The sequence below is a fragment of the Alteromonas sp. CI.11.F.A3 genome (assembly GCF_032925565.1).
Lineage (GTDB): Bacteria > Pseudomonadota > Gammaproteobacteria > Enterobacterales > Alteromonadaceae > Alteromonas.
Window position 1 is genome coordinate 252,586 of sequence record NZ_CP136708.1, and the last position, 25,651, is coordinate 278,236.

28 protein-coding genes are annotated in these 25,651 nt (G+C 44.8%); 13 read left to right on the forward strand and 15 right to left on the reverse strand.

The annotated features are described in order from the left end of the window. Nucleotides 1-85: 85 nt before the first annotated feature. Nucleotides 86-571: a transcription elongation factor GreB gene (gene greB, locus R1T43_RS01105; RefSeq protein WP_211070261.1), complete on the reverse strand. Its 486-nt coding sequence runs from the start codon at nucleotides 569-571 to the stop codon at nucleotides 86-88. Nucleotides 572-746: 175 nt separating this feature from the next. On the opposite strand from greB, the gene R1T43_RS01110 reads away from it, so the two are divergent. Continuing rightward, entirely contained in the window at nucleotides 747-1,031 is a 285-nt protein-coding gene (locus tag R1T43_RS01110) for a hypothetical protein (RefSeq protein WP_317351933.1), read from the forward strand. Nucleotides 1,032-1,310: 279 nt separating this feature from the next. Here the strand turns inward: R1T43_RS01110 and fkpA are convergent, their stop codons facing one another. After that, nucleotides 1,311-2,090: an FKBP-type peptidyl-prolyl cis-trans isomerase gene (fkpA, locus tag R1T43_RS01115; RefSeq protein WP_317351936.1), complete on the reverse strand. Its 780-nt coding sequence runs from the start codon at nucleotides 2,088-2,090 to the stop codon at nucleotides 1,311-1,313. Between the two features lie 196 nt (nucleotides 2,091-2,286). Here fkpA and R1T43_RS01120 point away from each other — a divergent pair, with 196 nt between their 5' ends. Continuing rightward, nucleotides 2,287-3,219: a WD40 repeat domain-containing protein gene (locus R1T43_RS01120; RefSeq protein WP_138118178.1), complete on the forward strand. Its 933-nt coding sequence runs from the start codon at nucleotides 2,287-2,289 to the stop codon at nucleotides 3,217-3,219. Nucleotides 3,220-3,227: 8 nt separating this feature from the next. Next, nucleotides 3,228-3,488 carry a SlyX family protein gene (locus tag R1T43_RS01125; protein ID WP_211070258.1) on the forward strand — a complete coding sequence of 87 codons (261 nt, stop codon included), beginning with the start codon at nucleotides 3,228-3,230 and terminating at the stop codon, nucleotides 3,486-3,488. Nucleotides 3,489-3,509: 21 nt separating this feature from the next. Here R1T43_RS01125 and R1T43_RS01130 read toward each other — a convergent pair whose 3' ends face one another. Together R1T43_RS01130 and R1T43_RS01135 are read right to left on the reverse strand one after the other, a co-directional pair. Continuing rightward, nucleotides 3,510-4,655 carry a DUF748 domain-containing protein gene (locus R1T43_RS01130; protein ID WP_317351939.1) on the reverse strand — a complete coding sequence of 382 codons (1,146 nt, stop codon included), beginning with the start codon at nucleotides 4,653-4,655 and terminating at the stop codon, nucleotides 3,510-3,512. 275 nt (nucleotides 4,656-4,930) lie between these two features. Further along, nucleotides 4,931-5,137 carry a YheV family putative zinc ribbon protein gene (locus tag R1T43_RS01135; protein ID WP_159534096.1) on the reverse strand — a complete coding sequence of 69 codons (207 nt, stop codon included), beginning with the start codon at nucleotides 5,135-5,137 and terminating at the stop codon, nucleotides 4,931-4,933. 117 nt (nucleotides 5,138-5,254) lie between these two features. On the opposite strand from R1T43_RS01135, the gene R1T43_RS01140 reads away from it, so the two are divergent. The 4 genes from R1T43_RS01140 to R1T43_RS01155 all read left to right on the forward strand — a co-directional run bounded on the left by R1T43_RS01140 (nucleotide 5,255) and on the right by R1T43_RS01155 (nucleotide 9,080). After that, nucleotides 5,255-7,192: an ATP-binding cassette domain-containing protein gene (locus tag R1T43_RS01140; protein ID WP_317351944.1), complete on the forward strand. Its 1,938-nt coding sequence runs from the start codon at nucleotides 5,255-5,257 to the stop codon at nucleotides 7,190-7,192. Then, on the forward strand, nucleotides 7,179-7,706 hold the full coding sequence (locus R1T43_RS01145) for a TIGR02444 family protein (RefSeq protein ID WP_317351947.1): 528 nt from the start codon (nucleotides 7,179-7,181) through the stop codon (nucleotides 7,704-7,706). Before R1T43_RS01140 ends, R1T43_RS01145 begins: the two co-directional genes overlap by 14 nt. Before the next feature lie 20 nt (nucleotides 7,707-7,726). Further along, nucleotides 7,727-8,755 (forward strand): hydrolase, encoded by a 1,029-nt coding sequence (locus R1T43_RS01150; RefSeq protein ID WP_211070254.1) that lies wholly within the window; start codon nucleotides 7,727-7,729, stop codon nucleotides 8,753-8,755. Between the two features lie 82 nt (nucleotides 8,756-8,837). After that, on the forward strand, nucleotides 8,838-9,080 hold the full coding sequence (locus R1T43_RS01155; RefSeq protein ID WP_211070253.1) for a YheU family protein: 243 nt from the start codon (nucleotides 8,838-8,840) through the stop codon (nucleotides 9,078-9,080). 170 nt (nucleotides 9,081-9,250) lie between these two features. Here R1T43_RS01155 and R1T43_RS01160 read toward each other — a convergent pair whose 3' ends face one another. Continuing rightward, nucleotides 9,251-9,811, reverse strand: coding sequence for an outer membrane beta-barrel protein (locus R1T43_RS01160; protein ID WP_211070252.1), 561 nt, complete (start codon nucleotides 9,809-9,811; stop codon nucleotides 9,251-9,253). Nucleotides 9,812-10,419: 608 nt separating this feature from the next. Between R1T43_RS01160 and R1T43_RS01165 the strand changes: the two genes are divergently transcribed. Together R1T43_RS01165 and mdoH are read left to right on the forward strand one after the other, a co-directional pair. Further along, a complete protein-coding gene (locus R1T43_RS01165; RefSeq protein ID WP_317351951.1) occupies nucleotides 10,420-12,129 on the forward strand; it encodes a glucan biosynthesis protein G in 1,710 nt (569 codons plus the stop codon). Then, entirely contained in the window at nucleotides 12,110-14,062 is a 1,953-nt protein-coding gene (mdoH, locus tag R1T43_RS01170) for a glucans biosynthesis glucosyltransferase MdoH (protein WP_211070250.1), read from the forward strand. Before R1T43_RS01165 ends, mdoH begins: the two co-directional genes overlap by 20 nt. A gap of 165 nt (nucleotides 14,063-14,227) precedes the next feature. On the opposite strand, the gene R1T43_RS01175 is transcribed toward mdoH, so the two are convergent. The 3 genes from R1T43_RS01175 to nudE form a co-directional block, all read right to left on the reverse strand. Then, nucleotides 14,228-14,812 carry a YceI family protein gene (locus R1T43_RS01175; RefSeq protein WP_317351954.1) on the reverse strand — a complete coding sequence of 195 codons (585 nt, stop codon included), beginning with the start codon at nucleotides 14,810-14,812 and terminating at the stop codon, nucleotides 14,228-14,230. A 76-nt stretch (nucleotides 14,813-14,888) separates the two neighbouring features. Next, nucleotides 14,889-15,737, reverse strand: coding sequence for a 3'(2'),5'-bisphosphate nucleotidase CysQ (cysQ, locus tag R1T43_RS01180; RefSeq protein WP_057795241.1), 849 nt, complete (start codon nucleotides 15,735-15,737; stop codon nucleotides 14,889-14,891). Nucleotides 15,738-15,740: 3 nt separating this feature from the next. Beyond that, the gene (nudE, locus tag R1T43_RS01185) at nucleotides 15,741-16,304 is read right to left on the reverse strand and encodes an ADP compounds hydrolase NudE (RefSeq protein WP_057795243.1); all 564 of its coding nucleotides are present in this window, start codon (nucleotides 16,302-16,304) and stop codon (nucleotides 15,741-15,743) included. 66 nt (nucleotides 16,305-16,370) lie between these two features. Between nudE and yrfG the strand changes: the two genes are divergently transcribed. The 4 genes from yrfG (at nucleotide 16,371) to R1T43_RS01205 (ending at nucleotide 20,456) form a co-directional block, all read left to right on the forward strand. Next, on the forward strand, nucleotides 16,371-17,078 hold the full coding sequence (yrfG, locus tag R1T43_RS01190; RefSeq protein ID WP_317351962.1) for a GMP/IMP nucleotidase: 708 nt from the start codon (nucleotides 16,371-16,373) through the stop codon (nucleotides 17,076-17,078). Further along, nucleotides 17,068-17,610, forward strand: coding sequence for an inosine/xanthosine triphosphatase (gene yjjX / locus R1T43_RS01195; protein WP_211070248.1), 543 nt, complete (start codon nucleotides 17,068-17,070; stop codon nucleotides 17,608-17,610). The genes yrfG and yjjX overlap by 11 nt, the downstream gene beginning before the upstream one ends. 266 nt (nucleotides 17,611-17,876) lie before the next feature. After that, a complete protein-coding gene (locus tag R1T43_RS01200) occupies nucleotides 17,877-19,265 on the forward strand; it encodes an NAD-dependent succinate-semialdehyde dehydrogenase (RefSeq protein ID WP_211070247.1) in 1,389 nt (462 codons plus the stop codon). Nucleotides 19,266-19,334: 69 nt separating this feature from the next. After that, nucleotides 19,335-20,456 (forward strand): MBL fold metallo-hydrolase, encoded by a 1,122-nt coding sequence (locus R1T43_RS01205; RefSeq protein ID WP_317351967.1) that lies wholly within the window; start codon nucleotides 19,335-19,337, stop codon nucleotides 20,454-20,456. A gap of 71 nt (nucleotides 20,457-20,527) precedes the next feature. Here R1T43_RS01205 and R1T43_RS01210 read toward each other — a convergent pair whose 3' ends face one another. Genes R1T43_RS01210 through gspH form a run of 7 tightly spaced genes read right to left on the reverse strand, consistent with a single transcriptional unit; the run spans nucleotide 20,528 to nucleotide 25,648 of the window. Beyond that, nucleotides 20,528-21,286: a type II secretion system protein N gene (locus tag R1T43_RS01210; protein WP_317351969.1), complete on the reverse strand. Its 759-nt coding sequence runs from the start codon at nucleotides 21,284-21,286 to the stop codon at nucleotides 20,528-20,530. Next, the gene (gene gspM, locus R1T43_RS01215; RefSeq protein WP_057795255.1) at nucleotides 21,283-21,762 is read right to left on the reverse strand and encodes a type II secretion system protein GspM; all 480 of its coding nucleotides are present in this window, start codon (nucleotides 21,760-21,762) and stop codon (nucleotides 21,283-21,285) included. The genes R1T43_RS01210 and gspM overlap by 4 nt, the downstream gene beginning before the upstream one ends. Continuing rightward, on the reverse strand, nucleotides 21,759-22,958 hold the full coding sequence (gspL, locus tag R1T43_RS01220; RefSeq protein ID WP_317351972.1) for a type II secretion system protein GspL: 1,200 nt from the start codon (nucleotides 22,956-22,958) through the stop codon (nucleotides 21,759-21,761). Before gspL ends, gspM begins: the two co-directional genes overlap by 4 nt. Next, a complete protein-coding gene (gene gspK, locus R1T43_RS01225; protein WP_317351975.1) occupies nucleotides 22,958-24,001 on the reverse strand; it encodes a type II secretion system minor pseudopilin GspK in 1,044 nt (347 codons plus the stop codon). The genes gspL and gspK overlap by 1 nt, the downstream gene beginning before the upstream one ends. Further along, nucleotides 24,001-24,618, reverse strand: a complete 618-nt coding sequence (gene gspJ, locus R1T43_RS01230; RefSeq protein WP_317351978.1) for a type II secretion system minor pseudopilin GspJ — start codon at nucleotides 24,616-24,618, stop codon at nucleotides 24,001-24,003. Before gspJ ends, gspK begins: the two co-directional genes overlap by 1 nt. Next, nucleotides 24,618-25,022 carry a type II secretion system minor pseudopilin GspI gene (gene gspI / locus R1T43_RS01235; RefSeq protein ID WP_317351981.1) on the reverse strand — a complete coding sequence of 135 codons (405 nt, stop codon included), beginning with the start codon at nucleotides 25,020-25,022 and terminating at the stop codon, nucleotides 24,618-24,620. The genes gspJ and gspI overlap by 1 nt, the downstream gene beginning before the upstream one ends. Next, nucleotides 25,019-25,648 (reverse strand): type II secretion system minor pseudopilin GspH, encoded by a 630-nt coding sequence (gene gspH / locus R1T43_RS01240; protein ID WP_057795262.1) that lies wholly within the window; start codon nucleotides 25,646-25,648, stop codon nucleotides 25,019-25,021. The genes gspI and gspH overlap by 4 nt, the downstream gene beginning before the upstream one ends. Nucleotides 25,649-25,651 lie beyond the last annotated feature (3 nt).

Consider the following 25,651-nt stretch of genomic DNA (forward strand, 5'->3'; position numbering starts at 1 on the left):
ATAACTGGCAGCAATTATACCACCGCGACGGGTCAGGAGAAGCCTGATTGTAAGGTCAGTATTCATGGAAAACGTTTTAACTTTATTACAGTTTATCGGTTGGATCGTACCAAATGCGGTTTATCCACCATTCTTTTACGTCGGTTTCTGTTTTTACCGTAACATCATCATCTTCTTCTTTCCCTACTAAGGCACGTGCCATAGGAGAGTCGATAGAAATGTAATCTCGACGGCCAAATATTTCATCGTAACCTACTAGGCGAAGTTCTAGCACTTGTCCCTGCTCATTTTCTATTTCTACCCAAGCTCCAAAATAAACTTTATTTTCTTGCTGGGGACTGTAATCCACGACTTTCAGGTTTTCCAAACACTTACGTAAGTAACGTACTCGCCTGTCGATTTCACGTAATTTTTTCTTATTATATTGGTAATCTGCGTTTTCACTACGATCGCCCAAGCTAGCAGCCCACGTAACCTTTCGTGTAATTTCGGGTCTTTCTTCCCGCCACAAATGGTCAAGCTCCTGTTTTAGCTTCAAATATCCTTTTCGTGTTATCAGTGGTGTTTTCACAATTATTTAGTTAAATTGAAATCTTATGGCTAGTGTATGTGGGTGAATTATTAGAACGCAATAAACAAATGCGTCGAAATCTACCATTTAAACCACTTTGTGCAAATATTGAACATAAACCTTTAGGTTGTTGTCGCAGTATAAATAGCAACCGGCTAATGAGCGGGAAACTCGAATGGATGATGCACGAAAGGTAGAAAAGAAGCCTGTAGACAGGCGGCGAGATGCAACTAACAGCTCAATGGGTGGCACTATTGCTGGTTTCATGCTGTTTTTAACGGGCGCGTTAATGGTGCTGTACGGCTTGCTTGATATTGTAGTACGTATGGACAGCCTAATAACGGCAGGATATCTCGTGATTGGCTTATTAATGTATAAGTTCGGGCAATACCTGTTAAATCACTTTGCGGTATTTAAAGTGCAGCGCGAACGACGTCGTGCGCCACCGCGTCATACTTAAATTGGTGGTCGTTACATTGCACGATATATTGCACGATTTTTTGCATATATAGCGAGTTATCGAACGGCTAACCATGTGATACACCTTCCATGCAAGGTGTGCATTTGCTGTATTTGTAGCAATGGCTATGGTGCCGCCCTCACGTTCATCCGCTCATTAAAGTACTACCATCAGTTAACGCATTAAAAAAGCCGACACTTTAAAAAAGTATCGGCTTTTATTGGTACTGGCAATCGCAAAAGCGTAGCCGCTACGCGGCATTAAAGCGCTGCGTGGATATTACTCAGCAGCAGCTTCTTCTTTAATGATTTCTAGCAATTCAACGTCAAAAATTAGTGTTGAATTAGGCGTAATTGAACCGGTAGCACGTTCGCCATAAGCTAGATCAGAAGGGATATGGAAGCGGAACTTCGCGCCTTCTTTCATAAGCTGAACGCCTTCAGTCCAACCAGGAATAACTTGGTTAAGCGGGAATTGAGCTGGCTCATCACGCTTGTAAGAAGAATCGAATTCAGTACCGTCTAGCAATGTACCACGGTAGTGAACTTTAACGATGTCTTCAGCCGCTGGGCTTGCGCCTTCACCTTCTTCTAACACTTCATACTGAAGGCCAGATTCGGTAGTCGTTACGCCATCTTTCTTCGCGTTCTCTTCTAGATAGGCCGCGCCGGCTTCAATGTTATCTTGTGCGGCTTTTTGTGCCATTTCTTGTTGCTTAGCACGAAGTACTTCTTCGCCTTGCTGAGCAATTTGCTGAATTTCTTGTGGGGTAAATTTCAATGTGTCGTTAAGGCCATCTTCAAAGCCTTCTTTCAACGCCGCTTCATCTAGCGGAAAGCCTAGTTGCTCTTGTTGTTGTGCGCGGTTGCTCACGAACAAGCCCATGCTAGCACCCATAGCGTACGCTTGTTTTTGTACGTCTGTCATTGATTCTGTCGAAACATCGGCGGTTTCAGCGATGTCAGTGCCGGTAGTAGCGGCCTCATCAGAGGTATTTGGCTGGCAGGCAAAAAGGCCTAGGGCAGCAATGGTAGATAAGGCAACAAGCGACTTCTGCATAAAACGTCTCCATAAATTTTTATCATCATGCGTCTATGTTTAAACTGCTGCATCCAAGGCAGTCTGCACGATAGTGAAAGATGCGTGATCCATGCTATGTTAAACCTAGCATTCACAAAGCGAAACCTATTTGATTATGTTTAGGGCTCAAATGTTCCCCAGATTATTGTTACTCACCTTATTAATAAGTGGATCTATGGGATGTAGCTTCCCTGAGACCACGCCAATTAAGCAATGGCGGCATGTTGAAGAAGGGGCTTATGCAGCCGATATATCCGCAGATGGCACTATTTCTGTCGTATCAGGCATTAATAATGGCATCAACGTATGGCGTATCGGCGAGGAAACGCCCCTGTATCAATGGAGTCATCAAGGTGAAGGTAATAATTTAGTTATTTCGTTACACATATCAGCCGATAATACCCATGTAGTCACCGCTGACCGAGAAGCGTTTGCGCTGTGGAGCATTGAAACTGGCGATCCGATTGGCTTTTGGCGGATTGATGAAGCGTCTATTCGAGATGTGGCCATCTCTAATAATGGCAATGGCATCTTGGTGGCTCGTTCGAATGGTAAGGTCATGTTTTTTGAACCTAAAACCCAGCGTAGATTAGAGTTTTTGGGCCATCAAGAAAAAGTGAACTCTATTGATATCTCTCCGAATGGTAAGTTTGCCCTAACCGGTGGGAACGATTATATCGCTTATTTATGGAGCACAGATACAGGGCAAATAATCCACACCTTCACCCATCCTTCACGGGTAACTAAAGTAGCATTAGACGACAAAGGCCGTTTTGCCTTTACTGCCGATAGCCAAGATAAGTCACAAGTGTGGAACGTGCAAACTGGCGAGGCAATTAGCGGGCTGAGCTTTATTGCGAGGCAAAAAATCTTCACCGATGCTGTGTTTTCTGATGATGGTAAGTATTTACTAACAGGATCGCCATCACGCCAAGTGTATTTATGGGATTTAAAGAGTGGAAAGGAAGTGGATGCTTGGCAGGTTGCATCACGAGATACAGTTTCACCGCCAACTGCAGTTGTTTATGGCGTTGGCTTTATGTCCGATGGTAATATTGTGACAGAAAGCAGCAGTGGTCTTGCCGAAGTATGGCAGCGCAGTAAATAGAGTAAATTATGACAGATAAAAATAGCAGTACTGATGGTGTCGCATTTCGAGCAGAACTCGACAGTACGAACAACAGTATTGAAGAGCTCCAAACGAAAATAGCGTTTCAAGAGCACACCATTGAAGCTTTAAACGAAGCGTTGTCTTCGCAGCAGCAGCAACTCGATGAGCTTACCTACAAGTTACGTCACGTTATTGACAAGGTTAAGTCTATTGAGCCCTCAAATATGGCCAAAGACTCGGAAGAAACACCGCCTCCTCATTATTAATACACCCGAGAACATAACAAGCTAGCGTGTTTCGGGGGTAGCGCTTTGGCTATCTGAATCTGCGGTTTTTGTTGAATCAGGCAGTGCGGGTTCAGACAACGTCTGTAGTTCTACTGACTCTTCAATGTCGCCGCTAATAGCTTGAATAAAGGCGTTTTTGATAATGGCGCCCAGCGCACTAAAAACATCAGTGTCTGGGCTACTCAAATCCCCTTCTATAGGAATACGAGTAGCAACCTGATCTTCACTCTGATTTTCAAATATCTCAGTAACAAAAGCAGATAGCAGCTCAACGGTACCTTCAAGTAATCCATCACCATCTTGCTCAATATCGCCTTTCCATGAAAATACTTCCACATGGTGCAGTATTGGTTTTATGTAACCCTTTACTTTGCCATCGTCGGCAGCTACTTCCGCAGCTAGCGTGAGTGAACCCGCCTCTAGATCGAATGGCGCATAGGTATCCAGCACGTTTTTAAAGTTAACGAGTGCTACATTATCGGCTTGTAGATTAACATCGAATGTGGGTTTTTGTGTGGCAGGGTTAAGCTTGGCTTCAAGCTTCAATGTACCTTGCTGGGCGGTTTGCGCAGTCACTAAGGCGTTAGCCACCCGATTGTCAGATAGCGCATCGCTGTTTACCAAATTGGTTACTTCACCTTGAATGTCGTGCAGCGAGATATCAATCACAGGTGAGGTTTCTGGGTTATAAAAACCAATTTTCCCATCGGTAACACTAAGCTTATCAATACTTAACGGGAATAGTTGGTTAGCAATGTTAAGCCAATCTTCATTTTTACCCGCTTGACTGTTATCGCTGGTGGCACCATCGACAAAGTTAATTTCAGGTCGAGTAAGATTCACTGTACCGCTTGCCGCACCTTTAATCAGCTGGCTCCAGTTTAATGTGAACTCAACCTTATCGGCCCGAAACAATGGCTTGTCTACCTGACCATTAGATTTGTACAACAACACATGCTCTAAACTATATGCCCCGCGCCATAGCATTAAATCTACGTCACCTACTCGGCCGCTGTATTCCCCCGGCTGACTGAGTGTTTTATTGATATACCACTGCGCAGCATAAGGCATGCTCATACGAATAATAATGAGTAGCCCAAGTATGACGGCGAGTGAAATAAGTAGGTAACGATTTGCGGTTTTCATAAATACTCCTTTAACGAAGTATTTCAAGATTTATGCCGTTGAATGTAAATAGAAGATGCGAGTTGTTTGATATGGTAAGTGTTTTTAAATCAAGTGCTTGGTGGGGTTTTCAGCGTAACACTTACTGTTTCAAGTAATGTAAAGATACGGCTAACATGGGCGGTATCTTCACATTATGCGTAATAGTTACTGCTAGCGAATACTGTGAGTGAGAGGCTAGTAGCTATTAAGTAGAACGTGAAACAAAAGCAGTGATGTGCGCCATTACGGTAACGTTAGTGAGGTTTGAAAATACCAATAACGTTTTCGTTTTCACGGGTAGCCGCATTCACTTGTTCTTCGGTTTGCGCTTCATTGTAACCACAGGCCACGCACTCTAGCTTTTCTACGTTATTTTCGTAATATAGCGAGATAGTGTCCAACTCTTGGCATTTCGGGCAGGTAGCGCCTGCAACAAAGCGGCGTTTAATCGATTTTTGCATTGCAGCTCTCTTAACGTAATTTACTCAGTATTATACCGTGAAAAGCCATTTCCTGATCAGATTTTGATAGGAATTTGCTATTATACGCGACCTAAATTGTTCCCGCGAAGGTTATGAATGATAAAGCTTACCAACGTATCGCTAATGCGTGGCAGAAAAGTACTGCTAGAAAGTGCATCAGCGCAGGTGTTTCCAGGCCATAAAGTCGCCCTTATAGGGAGCAATGGTTGTGGTAAATCCACCTTGTTCGCATTACTGCGTAACGAGATGTCGGTAGATGCAGGCGACTGTGTAGTACCCGCTGATTGGCGTATTGTGAGTGTCGCACAAGAAACCCCAGCAACCGACAGGCGTGCAATAGAGTATGTTATTGATGGCGATAAAAACCTTCGCCGTTTACAAGCGCAGCTTCATCAAGCAGAGCAAGATGAAGATGGCGTTCTGATTGGTAAAATTCATGGCCAACTAGAGCAAGCCGGTGCTTACGATGTAGAAGCTCGAGCCGCGACCATTCTATCAGGGCTTGGTTTTACCAATGTTCAGCTTACCGCACCGGTTACCGATTTCTCTGGTGGTTGGCGTATGCGCCTTAACTTGGCGCAAGCACTGCTTTGTCCTTCTGACTTATTGCTGCTTGATGAGCCTACGAACCACTTAGATTTAGATGCCGTTATTTGGCTAGAAAAGTGGTTACAGCGCTACGAAGGTACCTTATTACTTATTTCTCACGATAAGGCGTTTATAGATAATACAGTCGCGCAAATTATCAGTGTTGAGCAGCAACAGCTGATTACCTATACCGGTAACTATTCTGCCTTTGAAAGACAACGTGCCGAGCGACTTCGTTTGCAAAATATTGAGTTTGAAAAGCAGCAGCAAAAAGTGGCGCATTTAACCTCTTTTATTACTCGCTTTAAAGCCAAAGCGAGTAAAGCAAAGCAAGCACAAAGCCGTATCAAACAACTCGAAAAAATGGAAACTTTGTTACCTGCTCATGCGGCTAGCCCATTTAGTTTTGAGTTTGTACCGCCTGCTGCACTGCCTAACCCCCTTGTACAAATGGAACATGTACAGTTAGGTTATGATGCTCATATTGTTTTGCAGCAAGTGAAGCTGAACTTGGTGCCTGGAAGTCGTATTGGTTTACTGGGGCGAAACGGGCAAGGTAAATCAACCCTTATCAAGCTATTAGCTGGTGTTCATGCCCCAAAACAAGGTGTGTTTGATACCGCGAAAGGCCTTAAAATTGGTTACTTTGCTCAGCATCAACTAGAAACCCTCGATCCTAACGCCACGCCTATTTTGCACTTACAGCGCATAGACGAAAAAGCTACCGAACAACAATTGCGAGATTATTTAGGTGGTTTTGGCTTCAACGGTGATGAAGCACTTTCAGCCGTAGCGCCTATGTCTGGTGGCGAAAAAGCGCGGTTAGTGTTAGCGCTTATTGTGTATCAAAAGCCAAACTTGTTACTACTTGATGAGCCTACCAACCACCTTGATTTAGAAATGCGTCATGCGTTGAACATTGCGCTGCAAGGCTTTGAAGGTGCCATGGTGTTGGTATCGCACGACAGGTTCTTACTATCTTCGGTATGTGAAGACTTTTACTTGGTTGATAGCGGTGAAGTGGCAGCTTTCACTGGTGACTTAGACGATTACCGCGACTGGATTTTAAAGCAACAAGCCGCCGAAAAAGCCAAAGCAAATAGCGATGCGAAAGCGTTAAATGAAGATGCTAGCGCGGGTAGCGAGCGTAAAATCGATCGAAAAGAAGAAAAGCGCCGAGAAGCCGAGTTTAGAAAGCAAGTTGCACCGCTGAAAAAAGCCTTAGAGAAGCATGAAAAGGCCATGGATAAATGTGCAAACGAACTGAAAACGCTGGAAGCATCGTTATCAGACACAAGTTTATATAACGATGATAAGAAAGCCGAGCTTATGCAATTGTTAGATAAACAGGCAAAACTCACTCAGCAACTCGAAGAAGAAGAGATGCAGTGGCTCGATGCACAAGAGCAAATGGAGGCGCAGCGCGCAAGCTATGAAGCACAATAACACTATTGTAAATGCAGAGGAATTTTGGCAGTACGCCGGCAGTCGCTACGGCAAAGGCGATGTAGCGCCACTGGCCATTTTGTTGCAAGACCGCCATGGTGTGAACGTAAATATACTTTTGTTGATATGCTGGTGTATTGAGCACGGCTTCATTATCAATCTGTCTCAGTTAAATGCGGTGATAAGTGCCGTTGAAGCATCAGAACACACCCTTAAGCAGCATCGGCTAGAGCGAAAGCAAGCGAAGCCAGAAGACAAGCAAGATGCAAATTACCCGCAGGCCTTAGCGAAATACAATCAGCTAAAAGATGACGAGCTGGCATTAGAAAAAGCGCAACAAGCTATTATCGTAGAAACGGTAAATAGCCTTGGTTTAGCGTCTTTACCTTCAGGCGCCTCTAGTATGTCAGGTGTATTTAATGCCTCTATCGCTGCACTTATTAATGCGTATGGGCTAAGAGAAAAGCAGGAAGCCCGCGAGTTAATCAGTCAGCTATTGAAGCAGTTGTCGTAAAATAACAATAAGAAAACATCATGAGCAAAATCGCGTTATCGCATGGAAAGATTATAAAAAGCAGTTTTCGAGTGCCAAGTTGGGCAAAGAACCGACATGTTCAAACTATATGGCCGCGCTTCATTCAAAAACGCTTACCGCTAAAATACAGCATGGAACGCCTAACACTGCCTGATGACGATTTTGTCGACGTTGCTTGGGGACCAAAGCCCGCCGAGCCCTCTGGCATTATTGTGATGTTCCATGGCCTTGAAGGCAGCATTCGCTCACATTACGCCAACGATATGATGGCCAATTTATCGGTGAATGGCTGGCAAGTGGTGATGATGCATTATCGTGGCTGTAGCGGCGTACCGAATTTAAAGCCACGAGGCTACCATTCTGGCGAGACTGGCGATCCAAGTTTTTTTCTTGATTGGCTAAACCAAAAATTCCCTCAGATCCCTAAAGTTGCTGTGGGATTTTCTCTGGGTGGCAACATGCTGTTAAAGCTGCTTGGCGAGAACCCAGCACAAAAATGGTTGAATGCGGCTATTGCTATATCATCACCGTTGAAATTGTCGGAATGTGCAAAATCCATCAATCACGGTTTCTCGCGGGTTTATCAGAAATACCTTTTAAACAGTATAAAAACCACGCTGCGCAAGAAAATGTCGTTTATCGACTATCGTAAACTTATTCAATTAACGGGTGATGATGTTGATGGCATTACCAGCTTTGCGCAATTTGACGAGAAAGTCACTGCACCCTTGCATGGTTTCGAAGATGCAAATGACTATTATGAGAAATGCAGTGCGTACCACTTCTTAAGTGCTATTCACTGCCCTACGCTTGTATTGCACAGTATTGACGACCCCTTTATGAACCATTTAGTGGTGCCTAAAGAAGAAGAATTAGCGCGCAATGTTACCCTTGAACTTAGTGAGCGTGGTGGCCATGTTGGCTTTATGCAGGGTTCAGTGTTTAGCCCCAAAGTGTGGCTGCATGACAGGGTCAAAAGGTACGTTAGCGATATATTACCTATTAATCCCAACACGCCCTACGTGTGAATTTCCCAACTTATTAGCACGTTAGCTGGCTTTAATTCACGCATAACAGTTAGCGTGAACTCATTTTTTTCTGGAGGCAGAGATGATAATTCCAATCGATGCGGTTGATACCGAGACCCTACACAGTTTAGTGGAAGCATTTGTGCTGCGAGAAGGCACAGAGTACGGCGCTGAAGACGTCAGCATGGAAACCAAAGTAACACAGGTGTTAGATGCGCTTAAAAGCAACGAGGCGGTGCTTGTGTATTCAGAGCTTCATGAGAGCGTGGATATAAGGCCAAAAGGCGACGTGACATCCGAAAGTGAGTCTGCTCCAGAAGAGTAAAAATACCTTAGGTTTCTCAATAAAAAACTGTTCATTAACCCATTCTTAAATAAAAGATTGTTCAATAAAAATTGCACAAAATCGTATAAGCTCAAATTGAAGACCAAAAAAAGCCGGGCGAGTGACCCGGCTACCTTTCTTTAGGAGAGCATCCCAAAAACGAGAAAGGTTTAGAAACTGTAGCGTGCAGTTACCTGCATGATGTCTAAGTCATCCATCAGCTTGTAGTTGGCACCTACGGCCCACTGAGGAGTGACGTAATAGTTTGCACCTACTTTAAACGTCGCATCGCCATCTTCAACGTCGTAGTAACCTACTTCGCCTAGAAGCTCTACCTGCTCAGTCACCATAGAACGAACGCCCGCATTTACGCTGTAGCCCGTCTCATCATCGAAATCGCCATCGATACGCTCAAAGTTGGCGCCGAAGTATGCATCGGTAGTGGCGTTAAGTGGCATTCTGTAACCAGCACCTAGCGTTAGCATATCGAAATCGAAATTGCCCTCTTCAAAGTTGCTGTATTCACCGTTTAAATAAATGTTGCTGTTTAATAGATATTTGCTGCTTAGTACGAAACCATCTGGTTCAAATGATTCGTTATCGTCAAAATCCATTTTGCTATAGCCACCTTCTACATAACGCCAGTCTGGAGACTCAGCTAACGTTGCAAAAGAAGCAACAGAGGCTGCGGTAGCGGTAAGTGCTGTAAGTAAAGTGATTGCTTTACGCATTGAAAAAACTCCTATTTATCGCAGAAAGAAAAAATACCTGCGCTTCAAATTTTGCGAACCTGTGCATCGTGATGTGCAAACAAGTATCGCGAATTCCATGGTTAAATCTGAAGTTAGTTTTGCAAAGGGTTTGCCAATTACGTTATTGCCTGATGTTTAAATATACGATTTTTCTTTAACTAACAGAAAGATAGTGATTTTTACCTACGACCGTTTTTTATCACCGAACTAGATTTATGAAATGGCGCTGATTATCTAAACAATAAAATGCGCGAAATGTGTATCTAAAAAACAACACTATATCCTTTCGTCTAATGCTTAGTCCTTTTTTACACAGTATAAAAGCGCCCTTCATTTCAATAAGACCGTTTGTAAATGTTTGAAAAGATGACGATTGATGGTTATTTAACCCCTTTTAGATAAGTTGGATCATTCTTTGCAATTGCTCTAGTGAGTTCAAGCGCGGTTAATTCGCTACCCAGTTTTTCTTCCTTTATGGGTCAGCGAGGTTCCTATCAAAAAAGTACCTTTGGGCATTCATCTACGGAGTTAGCTGGTGGCTTTTTTGAACGCGTTTTGGCATAGCCCTAATTCATGGAGATAACGACATGCACCAAGAGTTTAAACAAGACCGCTTTGATGGCGTGATGAGCGTCAGTAAAGACACTAAGCGAGGCCCTATGTCACTTTTCTCTCGCGTTGCGGTTGTGATTACCAGTGTGTTGTCATTATTAGTCGCGCCAGTGATTAATGCTGAAGGAGTGAGTGATAGCAATGAACCTCGTGATGCATCCCCTATTCTTCAATCTGTTATCGATGCCGCAAAAGCGTCTGCCGAGCAAGGCTATGAGCAAAATGATCATGGTCTCGATGACGGGTTAAAATCAATTGATTATCAAACTTATCGAGCTATCCGCTTTAATCCTGAAAAAAGCTTATGGAACGGTGAGAACGACTACGAAGTACAGTTTTTTCACCCCGGATTTCTCTATGAGTTGCCTGTAACAGTTCACACTATCGATGAATCTAATAGCGCTGAGCGTATTCCCTTTTCTAGCGACATGTTTCGTTATGACGACAAAGCAGCACCGTTAGCCGGGCTGACTAACGATAAAACAGGGTTTGCAGGCTTTCGCGTTCATTACCCGTTAAAAAACGAAACATACAAAGATGAGTTTGCCGTATTTTTAGGAGCCTCTTACTTTCGTTTAGTGGGAAAGAATCAAGTATATGGTATTTCTGCTCGCGGGCTTGCCATTGATACAGCCTTAACGAAAGGGGAAGAGTTTCCTCACTTTACCGAATTTTGGCTAATTGAGCCTAAAGAAGGCCAGCCTATTACGATTTACGCACGACTGGAAAGTCCGTCAGTGGCCGGTGCTTACAAGTTTGTTATTGAGCCAGGCATCGATACACAAGTTGATGTGCAAAGCTGGTTGTTTGCCCGTGAAGACGTAGAAAAGCTAGGAGTCGCCCCTTTTACTAGTATGTTTCTTTATGGCGAAAACAGTGAAAAGCGCCCAGACGACTACCGTCCTGAAGTACATGACAGCGACGGTGTGTTAATGGTGACGCATGCCGACGAAGAGATTTGGCGCCCACTGACTAACCCAGCAAGGCTACAAATTACTTCGTTAAGTGATAGCGCGCCGAAAGGCTTTGGTATGTTGCAGCGCGATGGCGAATGGGGCAATTATCTGGATGCTGAAGCAAACTATCATATTCGCCCAGGTCTTTGGGTAACACCTACTGAAGGGTTCGAGAAGGGCCGGTTAGAGGTGGTTGAAATACCCACCAACTCAGAAACTCACGACAACATTGTAGCGTATTGGGTGCCTGAAGCGCCGTTACTTAGCGGTGAATCTCGTTATTTTGCATACACCTTAAAAACGGTAGAGCGAAACGCATTTGTTAGCGAGTTGGCCACCGTTATTCGCACACGCCAAGGTCAGCCGTCGTTACCTGGCGAGAAAGTAAAAGATGAAGCGAAGCAGACTCAGCGCCGCTTTATTGTTGATTTCTCTTCACCTGATTTCTCTTCACCTGAACTGACAGCACCTGAACTGACAACACCAGATATGTCAGCCAATGAGAACACGGTTACAAGCTTCAACCCAGACACTACCAAGCTTATAGTGCAAGGTAGCAATGGTGCAATTTCTCAGCAGCGCCTTTACCCCGTTAATGAAGGTAAAGAATGGCGCGCCACTTTTCTTCTTAAGCCTAAAGACAAGAGCACGGTAGATATGCGTGCTTATATCGAGCTAGATGGCAAACGTATCAGTGAGGTTTGGAATTATGTCTACCAACCCAAGTAATGCTTCTATTTCCCCTGAATCCTCAACAAAGCGTGATCGATTCATCACGACAGGAGAGCACATGCGCTTATTTATAATGGCAATTTTGGTGCTTCCGAGTACGGCGTTGGCCGGTTGGAGCCTTTATGAAATTTTTCTTCCCAATGGGTTAACTAAACTTGAAATGGCTCAACTAGGTTTAGGCCTTATGCTGTTCTCGTGGCTTTGTATGGCCTTTTGGACCGGTATTATTGGGTTTGTACTTCAACTGTTTAATATTGACCCTTTAAGCTTGCGTAAGAAGCAAAATAAGCCTGATGAAACCACGCAATTAAGCCAGCGCCATGCGGTGGTAATGCCAGTATACAATGAAGATACGCGCCGAATTATGGTGGGCTTTGAAGCTTGTGTACGTGAGTTAATGAACACGCCACAGGCTGAACATTTCGACTTTTACATGTTAAGTGACACCCGCGACCAAAACAAAGCGGATGCCGAGCTTCGCGCATGGCAGCGCATGACTAAGCGTTTAGGTAGCTATGCATCACAGGTATTTTATCGTCGCCGGGAAAAGAACCTTCATCGCAAAGTGGGTAATTTAAAAGAATTTTGCGAACGCTGGGGCGCAAATTACGAATCTATGATTGTGCTGGATGCCGATAGCATAATGACGGGTGAGCGAATGTTAGATTTAGCCCGCCGTATTGAACAAAACCCAGATACTGCCTTAGTTCAAACTATCCCTATGCCAGTACGTCAAAATACCTTCTTTGGCCGTTTTGTGCAGTTTGCTGCTCACCTTTACAGCCCAATGTTGGCAACAGGTTTGTCATTTTGGCAAACAGACAGTGCCAACTATTGGGGTCATAACGCGATTATTCGCATTGCGCCCTTTATGCAGCATTGTGGCTTACCGAAATTAGAAGGCAGTGCCCCGTTTGGTGGTGAAATTCTAAGTCATGACTTTGTAGAAGCCGCACTGCTTCGCCGTGCAGGGTGGCAGGCCTATTTACTGACCGATACCACGGGCAGCTATGAAGAAGTACCTAGCAACATTGTAGATTACGCCATTCGTGATCGTCGTTGGGTACAAGGTAATATTCAACATTTAGGTTTGTTGAACGTAAAAGGCCTAAAAGCGGCTAACCGTCTTCACTTCCTATTTGGCGCGTTTGCTTATATTTCATCGCTGGTATTATTTTGTATGCTGGCGCTAGGTACGGCCGATGCCCTTATTCGCGCTACGTCAGTACCGGACTTCTTTGTCTCTGAGTATCAATTATTCCCAAGTTGGCAGGTAGCCCGTCAAGATATGATGATGGTGACTATGTGGGGTACCGCTGCATTACTCTTCTTGCCTAAGATATTGGGTATCGTGCTTGCATTAATTAAGCGCAGAGAGGAATTTGGTGGCGCTATGTCGTTGTTAAAGAGCGCAGTGGCAGAAATTACCATGGCCATTCTGATTGCGCCGCTCATGATGTTTTATCATAGCTTCTTCGTAATAAGCGTGTTTGTTGGGCACTCGGTTAAATGGGAAGCACAAGAGCGTGAAGGTAAAAAAGTACCCTGGAGTGTTGCCTTTAAGCATACGCAGCTTATGAGTTGCCTAGCAGTGATATGGGGCGTAACAACCTTCTACTTCACACCGTCGCTATTTATGTGGTTGCTACCGGTGTTAATTGGAATGGTTCTGGCCGCGCCGGTTATTCGTATTACGAGCAGTGACAATTTAGGTATACAAATGCGCAAATGGGGCGTGTTTGTTATCGACCAAGAAGTGGATGAATGCACCGCCCTTAAACGTTTGCGCGTAGCTATGAACTACTTTGCATTGTCTCAGTACAAGGCGCAAGAGCCTGCGCTACCTGAAAGTTTGTGGGTAACCATGCCTGAACAGGTATTAAGTCAAAAGCCGCTGCCTATGCGTCCAGCATTGGTTAATAACGCCTAGTAGATTGTGCGCTTAAACGTGTATCTTATGCTAATCACCTAGGGCGAGGTGAATTAACCTCGCCACAAAGCAATGCACCGTTGTTTTGCATAAACATACAGATACAAAAAAGCCGGGTCGCTTTACTTCAAAGGTAAAGCCCCGGCTTTTTTATATTAGGTGTACTTACTGCGTGAAAGTGACGGAGAAAGAAACCGGAACCGTGGTAGTAATACTTTTAAGCCCTGCAATTTTTTGCAATGCTTCAATTCCTGCTGTTAATCCGAAAGACTCCGCTTTAATTAGCGTAGGCGCGGTAGTTGAAACCGTTAAGGTGTCGGCGTCTACCTTGCTTGCCATCACTGAAAAGCTAGTAGGAACCGCCATACCGTGCAGCGTTAAAATACCATCTACTCTGCCGTTGACTACTTCGCCATCGGCTAAATTTAGCATCGATTCAGGTAGAGTGGCGTCGAATGTTGCTTCAGCAAATTCAGTAACGTTGAATAGCATGTCTTGCATACGTGTATTACGAATATCGATTGACGTATTTACCGACGCCAAATTAACCGACACACGCAATTTTCCAGCATTAGATACACTGCCTTCAAAACTATCGAATTTATGTACTTCGGTAATTTGTGAATTCTTGGTAGAAAGGAAATGCAAAACACTGGTGTCGCCATCTAGGTTCCAGTCAGCGAGTGCAGGAAACGCAAGACCGCATGCAAGCAAGGCAGTTGTTACCTTACGAATACGTGTCGTCACCATAATATTACTCCTTTAAATAATAATAATGTCCACTCGAGACTACTCGAAGATGGCATAGACCAAATAACCTAACGTACTAATTACGATGAGGGTTTACAAAATCATTATACTGGACAACATCTTTCCATGGCACTCTTTGATCGCCCATTACCACAAAATCTGGGTTTTCTAGCGAATGGCGTTGGTTATAGGTAAGCGGTTCGAAGTTAGCGGCCGCAATACTGCCGCCTGCTTCAGATACAATGCACTGTGATGCGCCTGTATCCCACTCACCGGTTACGCCAATTCGCATAAACACATCGGCCTTACCTTCTGCAATAAAGCAGGCTTTCAGTGAGCAGCTGCCTAATGGCAGGGTTTGATAAACCCGTTTTGCACACATGCGACCTAATACTTTTTCTCGGCTTTGCCTGCGACTAATGGCAATCATCACCACACTGTTTTTAGGATCGTCGAGCTTACGTACGGCAATCTTCTCTTCACCGTCAGGTGACGACTTAAATGCCCCTTTCCCCTTTTCAGCAAAATACAGCGATTGGCCAGGAGGCCAGAAAATAACACCAATTTTAGGCTGGTTATTTTCAATAAGCGCTATGTTCACCGCAAAGTCGCCGCTTCGGGCAATAAATTCTTGCGTACCGTCGATAGGATCGATAAGCCAATAACGTGGCCAGTCCTTTCGCTCTTCTAGGCTGGCATGCTTATTTTCTTCAGACAAGATAGGAATGTCGGGGGTAGCGTCGCTTAAGCGTTTAACAATAATATCGTTGGCTAGGTAGTCGGCGCTAGTAACCGGAGAATCGTCTTCTTTTTGGTAAGCGTCAAAATCGCCTTTATCATACACTTTAAGCACAGCTTCGCCGGCTTCAACGGCAACGGTTTTTGCGAGCTCTAATAGTTCGCTGTGGGGGTGTTCATCGGGCATAATCTATTGGTCCTTCAACCATTTTTGAGCAAGCAACAGCGCAGCGATACAGCGGGCTTCTATAAAATCTTCACGAGCCAGTAACGCGTCTGCCTCAGCAAGGGGCCAGTGAATAACTTCCAATGGCTCTGGTTCATCACCCTCAAGTTGTTCAGGGTATAAATCTCTTGCTATTACAATGGTCATGTTGGCATTAAAAAAGGTAGGTGCCATGCTAACTTTGTGTAATTCAATCAGGTCATTCGCACCAAAACCTGCTTCTTCTTTCAATTCTCTATCGGCAGCTTCAAGGGCGGACTCGCCAGGATCGATAAGGCCTTTTGGAAAGCCAAGTTGATAGGAGTGAGTACCTGCGGCATATTCACGAATCAATACCATGGTATCTTTATCAATCATGGGAACAATCATGACGGCGCCACGATTGCCTCCTGCCATCCGTTCAAACTCTCGCGTTGCACCATTAGAAAACTCTAAGTCTAGGCGCTCTACGCGAAAAAGCTTACTTTGGGCAACAATTTCCCGATTGTGAATTTGCGGTAACGGCTTGTTCGGGTCAATTTTTCGCATGTCTCTTGCTACAACTTTGTTATCATACCTACTGTAACTAGCTTACTTCATTATAAGGAAAATCGCTTGCCCTTTCTGCCCTGGAATGAAATTGATACGGTGTTGTTGGATATGGACGGCACCCTACTGGATTTGCACTACGACAACCGGTTTTGGCTAGACCATTTGCCAACCCGTTTGGCTGAAATCAAAGGTATTCCTGAACAAGAATGTCGTGACATGATGGCCTCGCATTATGAAAAGGTGCACGGTCAAATTCAGTGGTATTGCCTCGATTATTGGGCAGAAACGCTGGATATCGATATTATGCCGATAAAGCGTGAGTTGGCGCACCTTATTGAAATTCGTCCCGACACCGTCCCTTTCTTAGAGGCGCTGCATCAGTCTGGTCGCGAGGTCGTGTTAGTCACTAATGCGCACCAAGGTAGCTTATCGTTAAAAATAGAGCGTACTCAGTTAGACGCGCACATCGATAACTTAATCTCCACCCATGAGTTTGGTGTCACTAAGGAGTCGCAGTTACTGTGGCAGAAGCTGCATGCACGTTTAAACTTCAATCCAGCGCGAACCTTGTTTGTAGACGACACAATACGAATTTTAGATGCAGCCAAGGAATTCGGCATACAGCATCTTCTTGCAGTTGATAACCCAGACCACACATTGCCGCATCGCAACATCACCGAATTTCCTGCTGTTACCGACTATCGCCTCATGTTAGATGATATTTTGGCAAACCCTGTCTCTAGCGACGAAGGAGGTAAACATGCTAAGTAAATTGTTTGTAGGCTCTAAAAATCCTGTAAAAGTGAATGCTGCGCTTATCACCTTGTCGATTAGCCTAGAGCAGGATTTCGATGTGTATGAAGTTGGCGTGCCTAGTGGGGTATCTGAGCAGCCAATGAGTGAAGAGGAAACTCGTTTAGGCGCGGTGAACCGCGTAAAAGCACTTATTGATATGCATAAAGACGATACAAACGACTCATGGTACGTGGCTATTGAAGGGGGCGTGGATGTGTTCGAAGACGGCCCTGCTACCTTTGCTTATGTAGCGATTTATAATGGTGGACGCATGTCGATAGGCCGAAGTGCCAACTTGCCGTTACCCGTTAGTGTGTATCAAGCATTACAGCGGGGCGAAGAGCTTGGGCCTGTTATGGATAAACTATTCAATACCACCAATGTGAAGCAAAAAGGGGGCGCGATTGGCTTACTTACCCTTAACCACGCTTCTAGACAAAGTGTTTATGAAGTGGCGCTTACACTCGCCATGGCCAAATTTCATTTTCCCGACTTATATACCGATTAATAGACTTATTGATATACAAAGCAACACTGCTATTTGCCTTAACATGACAACGTAAATAGCAGGTTTTGACTTCAAAATACTCTGTAAGCCCTACCGAAATGATGACAAATTTTGGTAATAATTTCTTATCGGGCTTTTATTAAATTTCGCTTATAATGTTTATACTTTAGTCTATGTTGTTGATATGTGGTTGGAAATATAAGGCTGGCTGATCTGGCGTTGTAGTTGCACTACCTCTTATCACAAACGGATTAAGGAGTGTGACAATGAGCGAGACAATCAACACGTACAACCCAGCAACGGGTGAGAAGCTAGATCATTATCATTTGATGTCAGCGGATGATGCAGAGCAAGCAGTAACCCGCTCACAAGAAGCCTATTTAAACTGGCGCAGAACTTCTTTTGACGCCCGTGCCCAATTATTCAATAACCTTGCTGATTTAATGGAAGAGCGTATTGACGATTTAACCAGCCTAATGACCCGAGAAATGGGTAAGGTAACCGAGCAAGGTAAGCAAGAAGTACAGCTATGTGCAAATATCTGTCGATATACGGCAGAACATGGTGCCGAAATTCTTGAAGATGAACATCGTATTTTTGAAGGCGGTCGCGCCATTATCAGCTACCAGCCTATTGGCGTAATTTTAGGCATTCAGCCTTGGAACTTCCCACTTTATCAAGTTATTCGCTACAGTGTTTCTAACATTATGGCGGGTAATACGACGGTACTTAAACATGCGAAAAATGTATTTGGGATGGCCGTGGCTATCCAGCAAATGTATGAAGATGCAGGCTTCCCTAAAAACGTTTACCAGTCGCTATTGATTGATGGCGGTACGGCGAGCGACTTAATTAAGCATAAACATGTTCGCGGCGTAACCTTTACAGGCAGTGACGAAGTGGGCAAGCAGGTTGCTAAAGAAGCAGCAAGTTTGTCGAAAAAGACGGTAATGGAGCTAGGTAGTAACGATGCCTTCATCGTGCTTGCGGATGCCGATATCGACCAAGCGGTTGAAACCTGCATTATGGGCCGTGTAATTAACAACGGTGAAACCTGTGTAGCAGCCAAGCGATTTGTTATCGTCGATAGTATTTATGATGAGTTTAGAGATAAGTTTGTTGCCCAGTGCAAGAAACTTAAAGTGGGCGACCCTGCGGACGAAAACACCGATCTTGGACCTATGGCACGTGAAGATTTACGTGATGAATTACATGACCAAGTTAAAGCGTCACTTGAAGCGGGTGCAACGCTATCGTTGGGCGGAGAAGTACCAGATAGTAGTGGTTATTTTTACCCTATCACTGTTTTAGAAAATGTCTCACCAGGTATGCCGGCGTATGACGATGAATTATTCGGTCCAGTGGCTTCGCTAATTCGTGTTCGTGACGACAAGGAAGCGATGACAGTGGCAAATGATTCACGCTACGGTCTTGGTGGTGGTATCTTTAGTACTGATACCGACAACGCTATTGCGCTTGCTAAAAACGAGTTCGACACGGGTATGGTGAATATCAACGGTTATTCGTTAGCTCAACCTAACTTGCCATTTGGCGGTGTTAAAGACAGTGGTTACGGTCGTGAACATGGTGGCTACGGTATGCGTGAATTCGTTAATATCAAAACCATCATGATTGCAGAGCAACAAAACAGCTAAGCGTACCAATGCGGCTAGTCCACAGTGCTGGGCTAACCCGCAACAAAGCGCTGAATAGGAGTAAGTAGTATGTTAGTCACATCCATGAAATCTAGTTCAGCCCGCGTTGCGAAGCCGCACGGTTCACATCTAGGTTCAAGTTTAGGCGCAAGTGAAACGTTTAAACTTGGACTGAGTAGTAAATTAAGTATTGGGCTGGGGTTGTTTACCTCGGCCTTTTTAGTTTGTGCAGAGCCCGCCTCTACGCCTGAGGCAACGGCTGGTGATTCCGTTAATCAAACGTCTGTGCATAATGCATCAATGGATAATAGCGCCACTACGGTGTGCGAAGGAATTTCGTTGCAGGTGCTTGGCTCTGGTGGTCCAGAACTCGATGATGGTCGCGCCTCTACGTCTTACCTTCTTTGGAAAGATGACAAGGGCAGAGTACTTGTAGATGCTGGAAGCGGCAGTAGTGTTCAATTTGGCGCGTCGGGTGCTGATTTTACCGATATAGACACCATTTTATTATCTCACTTACATACCGATCATGCCGCCGATTTACCCAGTTTTATCAAGGGAAGCTACTTTACCCGTCGAGATACAGATTTATCCGTATATGGCCCAGCCGGTAACGACCTAATGCCAAGTATCCAAGCGTATCTTGATGCGCTAATAGGTAAAGAAGGGGCTTTTAAATATTTGTCATCTTACACCCAAGAAGGTGAAGATGATTACAAAGTGTCTGCACACACGATTGCAGATAACGCATTCTCAACATCTATCAATAACGATATCAGCATTGATGCTGTATCGGTGCACCACGGACCTATACCTGCGTTGGCGTGGAAAGTCACTATTGACGAATGTGTTGCCGTATTCTCAGGCGATACCAACAATGCAGATGGAACATTAGCAAACTTTGCTAAGCATGCTGATGTGCTCGTGTTGCATAACGCGATTGAGGATATTGAAAAGGGGGCGGGTAGCGCAGCCACCAACTTGCATATGACGCCTAAGCAGATTATTGAAATTGCTAAAGCGTCCGAAGCAAAGCGTATCGTGCTTTCTCATATAATGAAGCGTAGCGAAGCTGGTTTAGACGGACTTACAGAGGCGATTGCGGTTATTGCACCCGGACGGGTATTCGCAGCGCAGGATTTGATGAATATTCCATTGGTGAGCGACCTCTCAAGTGAAGAAGGCCGCTAACCTAAAAGTGTATACTGTCTTATGGTAACCTAATGGTTATGCGCCAGACTGGTTATGTAACTTGCTGGCGACTATTGTAATTTAATCGCGATATAGCCATTCGCATCAGGTTGTCCGAAGAATTTAGACGCCTGATGTACCTCTTGAGGAAGGCTATCATCTGGCTTAAATTTCCCGTCTACTTTCACTTTTTTCATGTCTGGGCTAACCACAGCATCAATAGACAGACCAAGTAGATTTGGCTCGCTAACCACAATACCAATGTCATCACCCATGCAGCGAAGTTTGGCAGAATAAGTCCCAAAGTCGATAGGGCCTTGAGTACCTGCAACTGCTGCATTCAACCAATCACCGGTGCCTTGTAGTGCCACACACTGAGGGCCAAAAGTAAGTTCGTCGAGCTTCACTTTAAATCGCCCACTGGCATTAACAGGCAGGGGTAAGTTCACTTGCGCAAGCACGCGGTCTACCGGTAAATAAACCGAGAAATTCGTGGTTTCTATTTTGTTTGTATTGAACAAGCTGGTTTTAAATGGCCCTTCAAACGCAATGTCGTTTACATCGCGAATGTTGCCCGCTTTTACATGCGCACTGACATTTCCAATTAGCAACGCAAGGGGGCTAAGCTCCCAATTAACGTTATTAATAGGTAGTCCGTTCACCACAATGGTTTGCGCTTTACCTGTCCATAATGTGCCACTCACACCGCTAATCGATACATTTTTTGGCAAGTCTACTCTGCCAATTACCTGAATAGCAGGCATGTAAGCAATTGCAAAAATTAGAAAGGCAACAATGCCACCCACTAGCCAACCAAACTTAGACTTCATGCTTTTCCTAACTGTAAACGGCGAACTTTGATGTAACCTGGATCATCTGCTTCGGCAATATCGGCCTGAATAATAACAATACCCATACCTTCTAAGGTTTTTAACCACTCAAGAACGTCATTAAATGGGGCTTGGTCTATCCAAACTTGTAACTCATCATCTTGCGGCTGCATGCGCGAAATAGCGATGCTGTGCCTTGATGTAGTACGGTTAACGGCTTGTGGAAGTGAACCTTTAAAAGGTGCAGAGCGGTTACTGCTTTTCCTTAGCTGTTGGGCGCGAACGGCACTGTCTTTCACCCACACGAGCAAGCTTTGTTGGTTATCTAACAATTGCTTTTGCTGATGCAAAGACGCGTTAAGGGGCGACCAAATCAAAAAGTAAAATAAGCCAATGACCACTACCACAGCAGAGATCATGACCAGTATTTGCTCGCGCTCGGTAAGCGCTTTAAATTTGCTGATTAGTGCGTTCACAACACACTCCTAATTGATACCGTGCCAATCACATTATCATCACGGTTATTAATAGCACCTTGCTCAACGGTAAATCCAGCGCCTTCCGCTTGTCGGCGAAATTGCTCTAACGCCTCAAAACTTTTACCTTGCGCTTGAATGCGTATTTCGGTGCGGGTGGCGTCAAATCTTAAGGTTTGTGGTTTCACTTGCGTGCTGGCAAAAGCTTCTGAAAGCTGATCTAACATCACTAACATAGAGGCATCGCCGCCACTTTTTGATAATTTATTAAGCTCATATTGCAGCTTAAGCTTCACATTACGATAAACGCCAATATTAGGAAACCCAGACTTTACCGCTTGATCAATTTCACTGGTGAGAGCCGCATTTTCAGACTTTAGCTGATACAGGGTAACGGTTTTATCAATCAGGCTGGTACATAACACCAGTACGGCCAACACTGCTGCAACACGCCATTGTGCCCATGCATTATTACGAGTGCGCTTTACTTTGTACTCGCCCTGAAGCAAGTTAAAGCTGCTCGACATCGCCTCTTTGGCTAGCACATGCATAGGCAGCTCAAGAGGGGCGTCACTAACCGTAATGTTCGGCATATCGTTTAAATCAATACCCGCGTAGTTGGTAATTACAACAGGGGAGTCTTGTTGGCTGGTGAAGTGACCTAGGGTGGGTAACAACCACGCTTGCTCACCTTGTATACCTTTAAAGGTATCTTGGCGAACCAACATTTGATCGCCTAAGGTGAGTACAGACCAACCGTTTTCAGTTACCGGTACGGCGAGTACATCAGGAATTAGATGGTTACAGAATAAGCCTGCATCAGCTAACCATTGCTGCCACATTTGAAGTTTTGCATGACTTACCACGGCAACCGCTTGGCTATCGCCCACTTTAGGGCCTATAGCAAAAAATTGTTCGCTAATATCAGTGGCTAATTCGTCTTCAAGCATAAAGGGCAAAGCAGAAAGTACCTTTCTACCCGCTCTTGGTGGTAAAGCTACCCATTTAAGCAATATTTCGCTGCTAGGTGCTAATGCGATGACTGCACGGTGCCCAGCGCGTTCCGCTAAGGTAGAAAGGGCGTCGGCATTGGCTAGCTCACCAGAAGCAATAATCTCTTCTTCCGCTGTAGACCATACCAGCCAGCTAATTGGGTCGGCCTCGGTGGCACCTAACCTAATCAGGAGTTGTTCCATTATTTTACGCCTCCAAACTCGCGCTTTATTATTTTTACGCCCGCGTCACTACTTGCGTTAAATACGGTAGAAAGTTGAAACGTTGCTTTATTGTAACGGGTCTTAGTGTGCAAAATAAAATACTCAGTCGTTACCGTAAACCATTCTTTTCGGCTGTCAGATAAACTTAATGCTTCAACACTCGGTTCAGCCAGAAATTCGCTTACGTCTCCCCAGCCATCTTGTGGGCGATTACCCAGCAAGCTAGTGGCTTGTTGTAAATCTAGCCCTGTTAAACCGGCTAATAGTGCAGCATGTTCTTCATCAATGGTATTCACATTAATGGCTAGGGTGTCGTTGTCGGGAATAACGCAAACCAAAGGGAGAATGTCATTCAACCAAACCTCAGAGACGCCATTTATAATACGCAATTCACTTGTCGATGCCAGTAGTCCGTTTGCTCCTAAGTAAGGAAACTCCCTTGATTCATACTCGCTATCTTCTGCGCCATAGGGGCGCATATTGTCGTCTTCATCTACCCAATCGGCCAAACTGTCTCGCACGGTATCAGCGGTAAAGCTGTTGATATCGTCAATTTCAAGGGCCAAAAGCATAGTATGAAAGGCATCCATCGCTTCGGTAGCACCATCACCACTATTCACGTTTGCGCTAGCGCTGCCTTGTAGAATAGCGTTTAAGTTAAAGCATGCTTGAAGGTCGGTAAGGTTCGCTTGCAAACCGCCATTTTCTAATGGGTACATAAATTCCTGTGCCCAAGGCTGGTCTAGCGAGATTTTGTCGCCGGTTTCTTCCATCAAGGTTTGAATTGATTTTCGAGCAAAGGCCTCGGCGCCCAAGGCATACCAGTATGCTTGGTTGCTGTCTTTAATATTCATGGTGCGCTGTACTTGCAACTGCAAGCGGGTACCCATTTCAGTGGCCAATACAGATACCAGCGCCACTATCATCAGCACTATCATTAACGCCACGCCTTGTTGGCGAGAAGGCAGTGAGCTAGGCGTTTTTATAGGAGCTTTGATAGAAGCTTTGGTAAGAATTTTCATTACGCTGAACCTGCAGTTAAGGCAAACTCGCGGCGTATTAAACCGAAGTCTTTACTCACAAACTCAATGGCCACAGCGGTGGGTAGCGCTTCACCTTGATAACTTTCACTCCAACTTAAATCGTCGTCATCGCTGTTACTTTCAGGGCTGATGAACTCAACGGTAAAGCTTTCTATATTTTCAAGTAGGGTACGTGTCTTAGGTTCATAGCCAATTACATTATCGACGTAGTTGCTATAAACGCGTTCTAGTCGGTCTTCATCAAGGCGATAGGCCACGTATTGTAAGGTGCTTCTGGGCAACATGAGTTGAGGGTTATGCCAACCGCCACGCACAAAGCCAATACCATCGCCGTCGCTATCATCTACCTCACCGCCAGCCATCACCACTTTTTGGGTTTCCCCTTCAGCGCGAACTGGACGAGGCACCGCTTGTTGGATATCACGTTCTATAATCACCATGGCACGCTGTAATTGCTGTAACTTCTCAAAGCGCTCACTAGATAAATCGTTACTATCAATGACCGTGGTTAGCAGGCCCGTAGATGCCAAACCAATGAGCGTAAAAATAGCCATGGCAATCAATATTTCAATAAGAGTAAATCCGCGCTGCTTCATTAAATGCCTGCGCTGGTGGGCTTAGCCACAAAGGTGGTTACTGAAGTGACGCTGCCAGAATAATCTGAATCTAGGCCTACGCTGATACTTACCGAGCGTAGATCATTGTCATTGGTTTTAGTGACGGTTTGCTGCCAGTACCAAGTACGGTCAGCCATTTCCATGCTGCCTTTCAAATTGTTCTTAGGTGGCCAAGTATCATCAAGTTGTAATTGATTTAGTCGGTTGCTGGCAACATAACTGGCAAAGGTTACCGCTTCAATTTGCCCTACGTTATTTAAGTGATCGCCCGCAGCTTTTAAAATAGCCGTGCCGGTTAAGGCAAAAATAAGCAGCGCCACCATGACTTCAAGCAGTGTCATGCCTTTTTGACTGTTAGGCGAATGCGAAGACGCGCGTTTCATTGCTCGGGGCTCTCAAAAGGACCAGCTAATTCTAGTGGTGGGAATTCTTCATTGTTAAGCGCAAAATAAACGGGCTCATCGTTAAAGTCGCCTTCATACGCAAAAGTAAGGCTGAAGGGGGTAATATCGCCACTAGACATAATCAATATTTGTGGCGGTGGCAGTTTCTTTTCTTCTTCGCTGCCTATCTCAACACCATCTTCAGACACGCTTAAGGTTTCGTCGAATATGCCTCTATCGAAAAGTTGATCTTCTTTGGTCCAAGGCAAGTCGTCTAAATTCAGCGTAAACGAGAAATCTTCAGGTAGTGTGTGGGCTTCGTAGTATTTCTCGCCCTCAATGCGTTGCCACTCATCATTCTCATCTAAAAAAACAAAGTAGTATTCGTTGTCTTTTTGCTCAACGCGAATGCCAAGTTGCTGCTGATTTAACACCGCATAGTCGCTTGCCATATCAACCAAAACTTGTAGCCGTTGCGCTTGGCTTTTTAACAAATCTGCTTTACTGGCGCCAAAGGCATTAAACATTACGTAACCGGCCGCCAAGCCCATAAGCAACAGTACCAGCATCACTTCTAAAAGCGTGAAGCCAGTTTGCTTGTTGTGAGGATGAAAGCGGCCAAGCATAAG

Bases quoted from the DNA above. Each gene is read 5' to 3' on its own strand.
- R1T43_RS01110 (WP_317351933.1), top strand. From the start codon at position 747: ATGGATGATGCACGAAAGGTAGAAAAGAAGCCTGTAGACAGGCGGCGA.
- fkpA (WP_317351936.1), bottom strand. From the start codon at position 2,090: ATGCAGAAGTCGCTTGTTGCCTTATCTACCATTGCTGCCCTAGGCCTT.
- R1T43_RS01120 (WP_138118178.1), top strand. From the start codon at position 2,287: ATGGGATGTAGCTTCCCTGAGACCACGCCAATTAAGCAATGGCGGCAT.
- R1T43_RS01125 (WP_211070258.1), top strand. From the start codon at position 3,228: ATGACAGATAAAAATAGCAGTACTGATGGTGTCGCATTTCGAGCAGAA.
- R1T43_RS01130 (WP_317351939.1), bottom strand. From the start codon at position 4,655: ATGAAAACCGCAAATCGTTACCTACTTATTTCACTCGCCGTCATACTT.
- R1T43_RS01135 (WP_159534096.1), bottom strand. From the start codon at position 5,137: ATGCAAAAATCGATTAAACGCCGCTTTGTTGCAGGCGCTACCTGCCCG.
- R1T43_RS01140 (WP_317351944.1), top strand. From the start codon at position 5,255: ATGATAAAGCTTACCAACGTATCGCTAATGCGTGGCAGAAAAGTACTG.
- R1T43_RS01145 (WP_317351947.1), top strand. From the start codon at position 7,179: ATGAAGCACAATAACACTATTGTAAATGCAGAGGAATTTTGGCAGTAC.
- R1T43_RS01150 (WP_211070254.1), top strand. From the start codon at position 7,727: ATGAGCAAAATCGCGTTATCGCATGGAAAGATTATAAAAAGCAGTTTT.
- R1T43_RS01155 (WP_211070253.1), top strand. From the start codon at position 8,838: ATGATAATTCCAATCGATGCGGTTGATACCGAGACCCTACACAGTTTA.
- R1T43_RS01160 (WP_211070252.1), bottom strand. From the start codon at position 9,811: ATGCGTAAAGCAATCACTTTACTTACAGCACTTACCGCTACCGCAGCC.
- R1T43_RS01165 (WP_317351951.1), top strand. From the start codon at position 10,420: ATGCACCAAGAGTTTAAACAAGACCGCTTTGATGGCGTGATGAGCGTC.
- mdoH (WP_211070250.1), top strand. From the start codon at position 12,110: ATGTCTACCAACCCAAGTAATGCTTCTATTTCCCCTGAATCCTCAACA.
- R1T43_RS01175 (WP_317351954.1), bottom strand. From the start codon at position 14,812: ATGGTGACGACACGTATTCGTAAGGTAACAACTGCCTTGCTTGCATGC.
- cysQ (WP_057795241.1), bottom strand. From the start codon at position 15,737: ATGCCCGATGAACACCCCCACAGCGAACTATTAGAGCTCGCAAAAACC.
- nudE (WP_057795243.1), bottom strand. From the start codon at position 16,304: ATGCGAAAAATTGACCCGAACAAGCCGTTACCGCAAATTCACAATCGG.
- yjjX (WP_211070248.1), top strand. From the start codon at position 17,068: ATGCTAAGTAAATTGTTTGTAGGCTCTAAAAATCCTGTAAAAGTGAAT.
- R1T43_RS01200 (WP_211070247.1), top strand. From the start codon at position 17,877: ATGAGCGAGACAATCAACACGTACAACCCAGCAACGGGTGAGAAGCTA.
- R1T43_RS01205 (WP_317351967.1), top strand. From the start codon at position 19,335: ATGTTAGTCACATCCATGAAATCTAGTTCAGCCCGCGTTGCGAAGCCG.
- R1T43_RS01210 (WP_317351969.1), bottom strand. From the start codon at position 21,286: ATGAAGTCTAAGTTTGGTTGGCTAGTGGGTGGCATTGTTGCCTTTCTA.
- gspL (WP_317351972.1), bottom strand. From the start codon at position 22,958: ATGGAACAACTCCTGATTAGGTTAGGTGCCACCGAGGCCGACCCAATT.
- gspK (WP_317351975.1), bottom strand. From the start codon at position 24,001: ATGAAAATTCTTACCAAAGCTTCTATCAAAGCTCCTATAAAAACGCCT.
- gspJ (WP_317351978.1), bottom strand. From the start codon at position 24,618: ATGAAGCAGCGCGGATTTACTCTTATTGAAATATTGATTGCCATGGCT.
- gspI (WP_317351981.1), bottom strand. From the start codon at position 25,022: ATGAAACGCGCGTCTTCGCATTCGCCTAACAGTCAAAAAGGCATGACA.
- gspH (WP_057795262.1), bottom strand. From the start codon at position 25,648: ATGCTTGGCCGCTTTCATCCTCACAACAAGCAAACTGGCTTCACGCTT.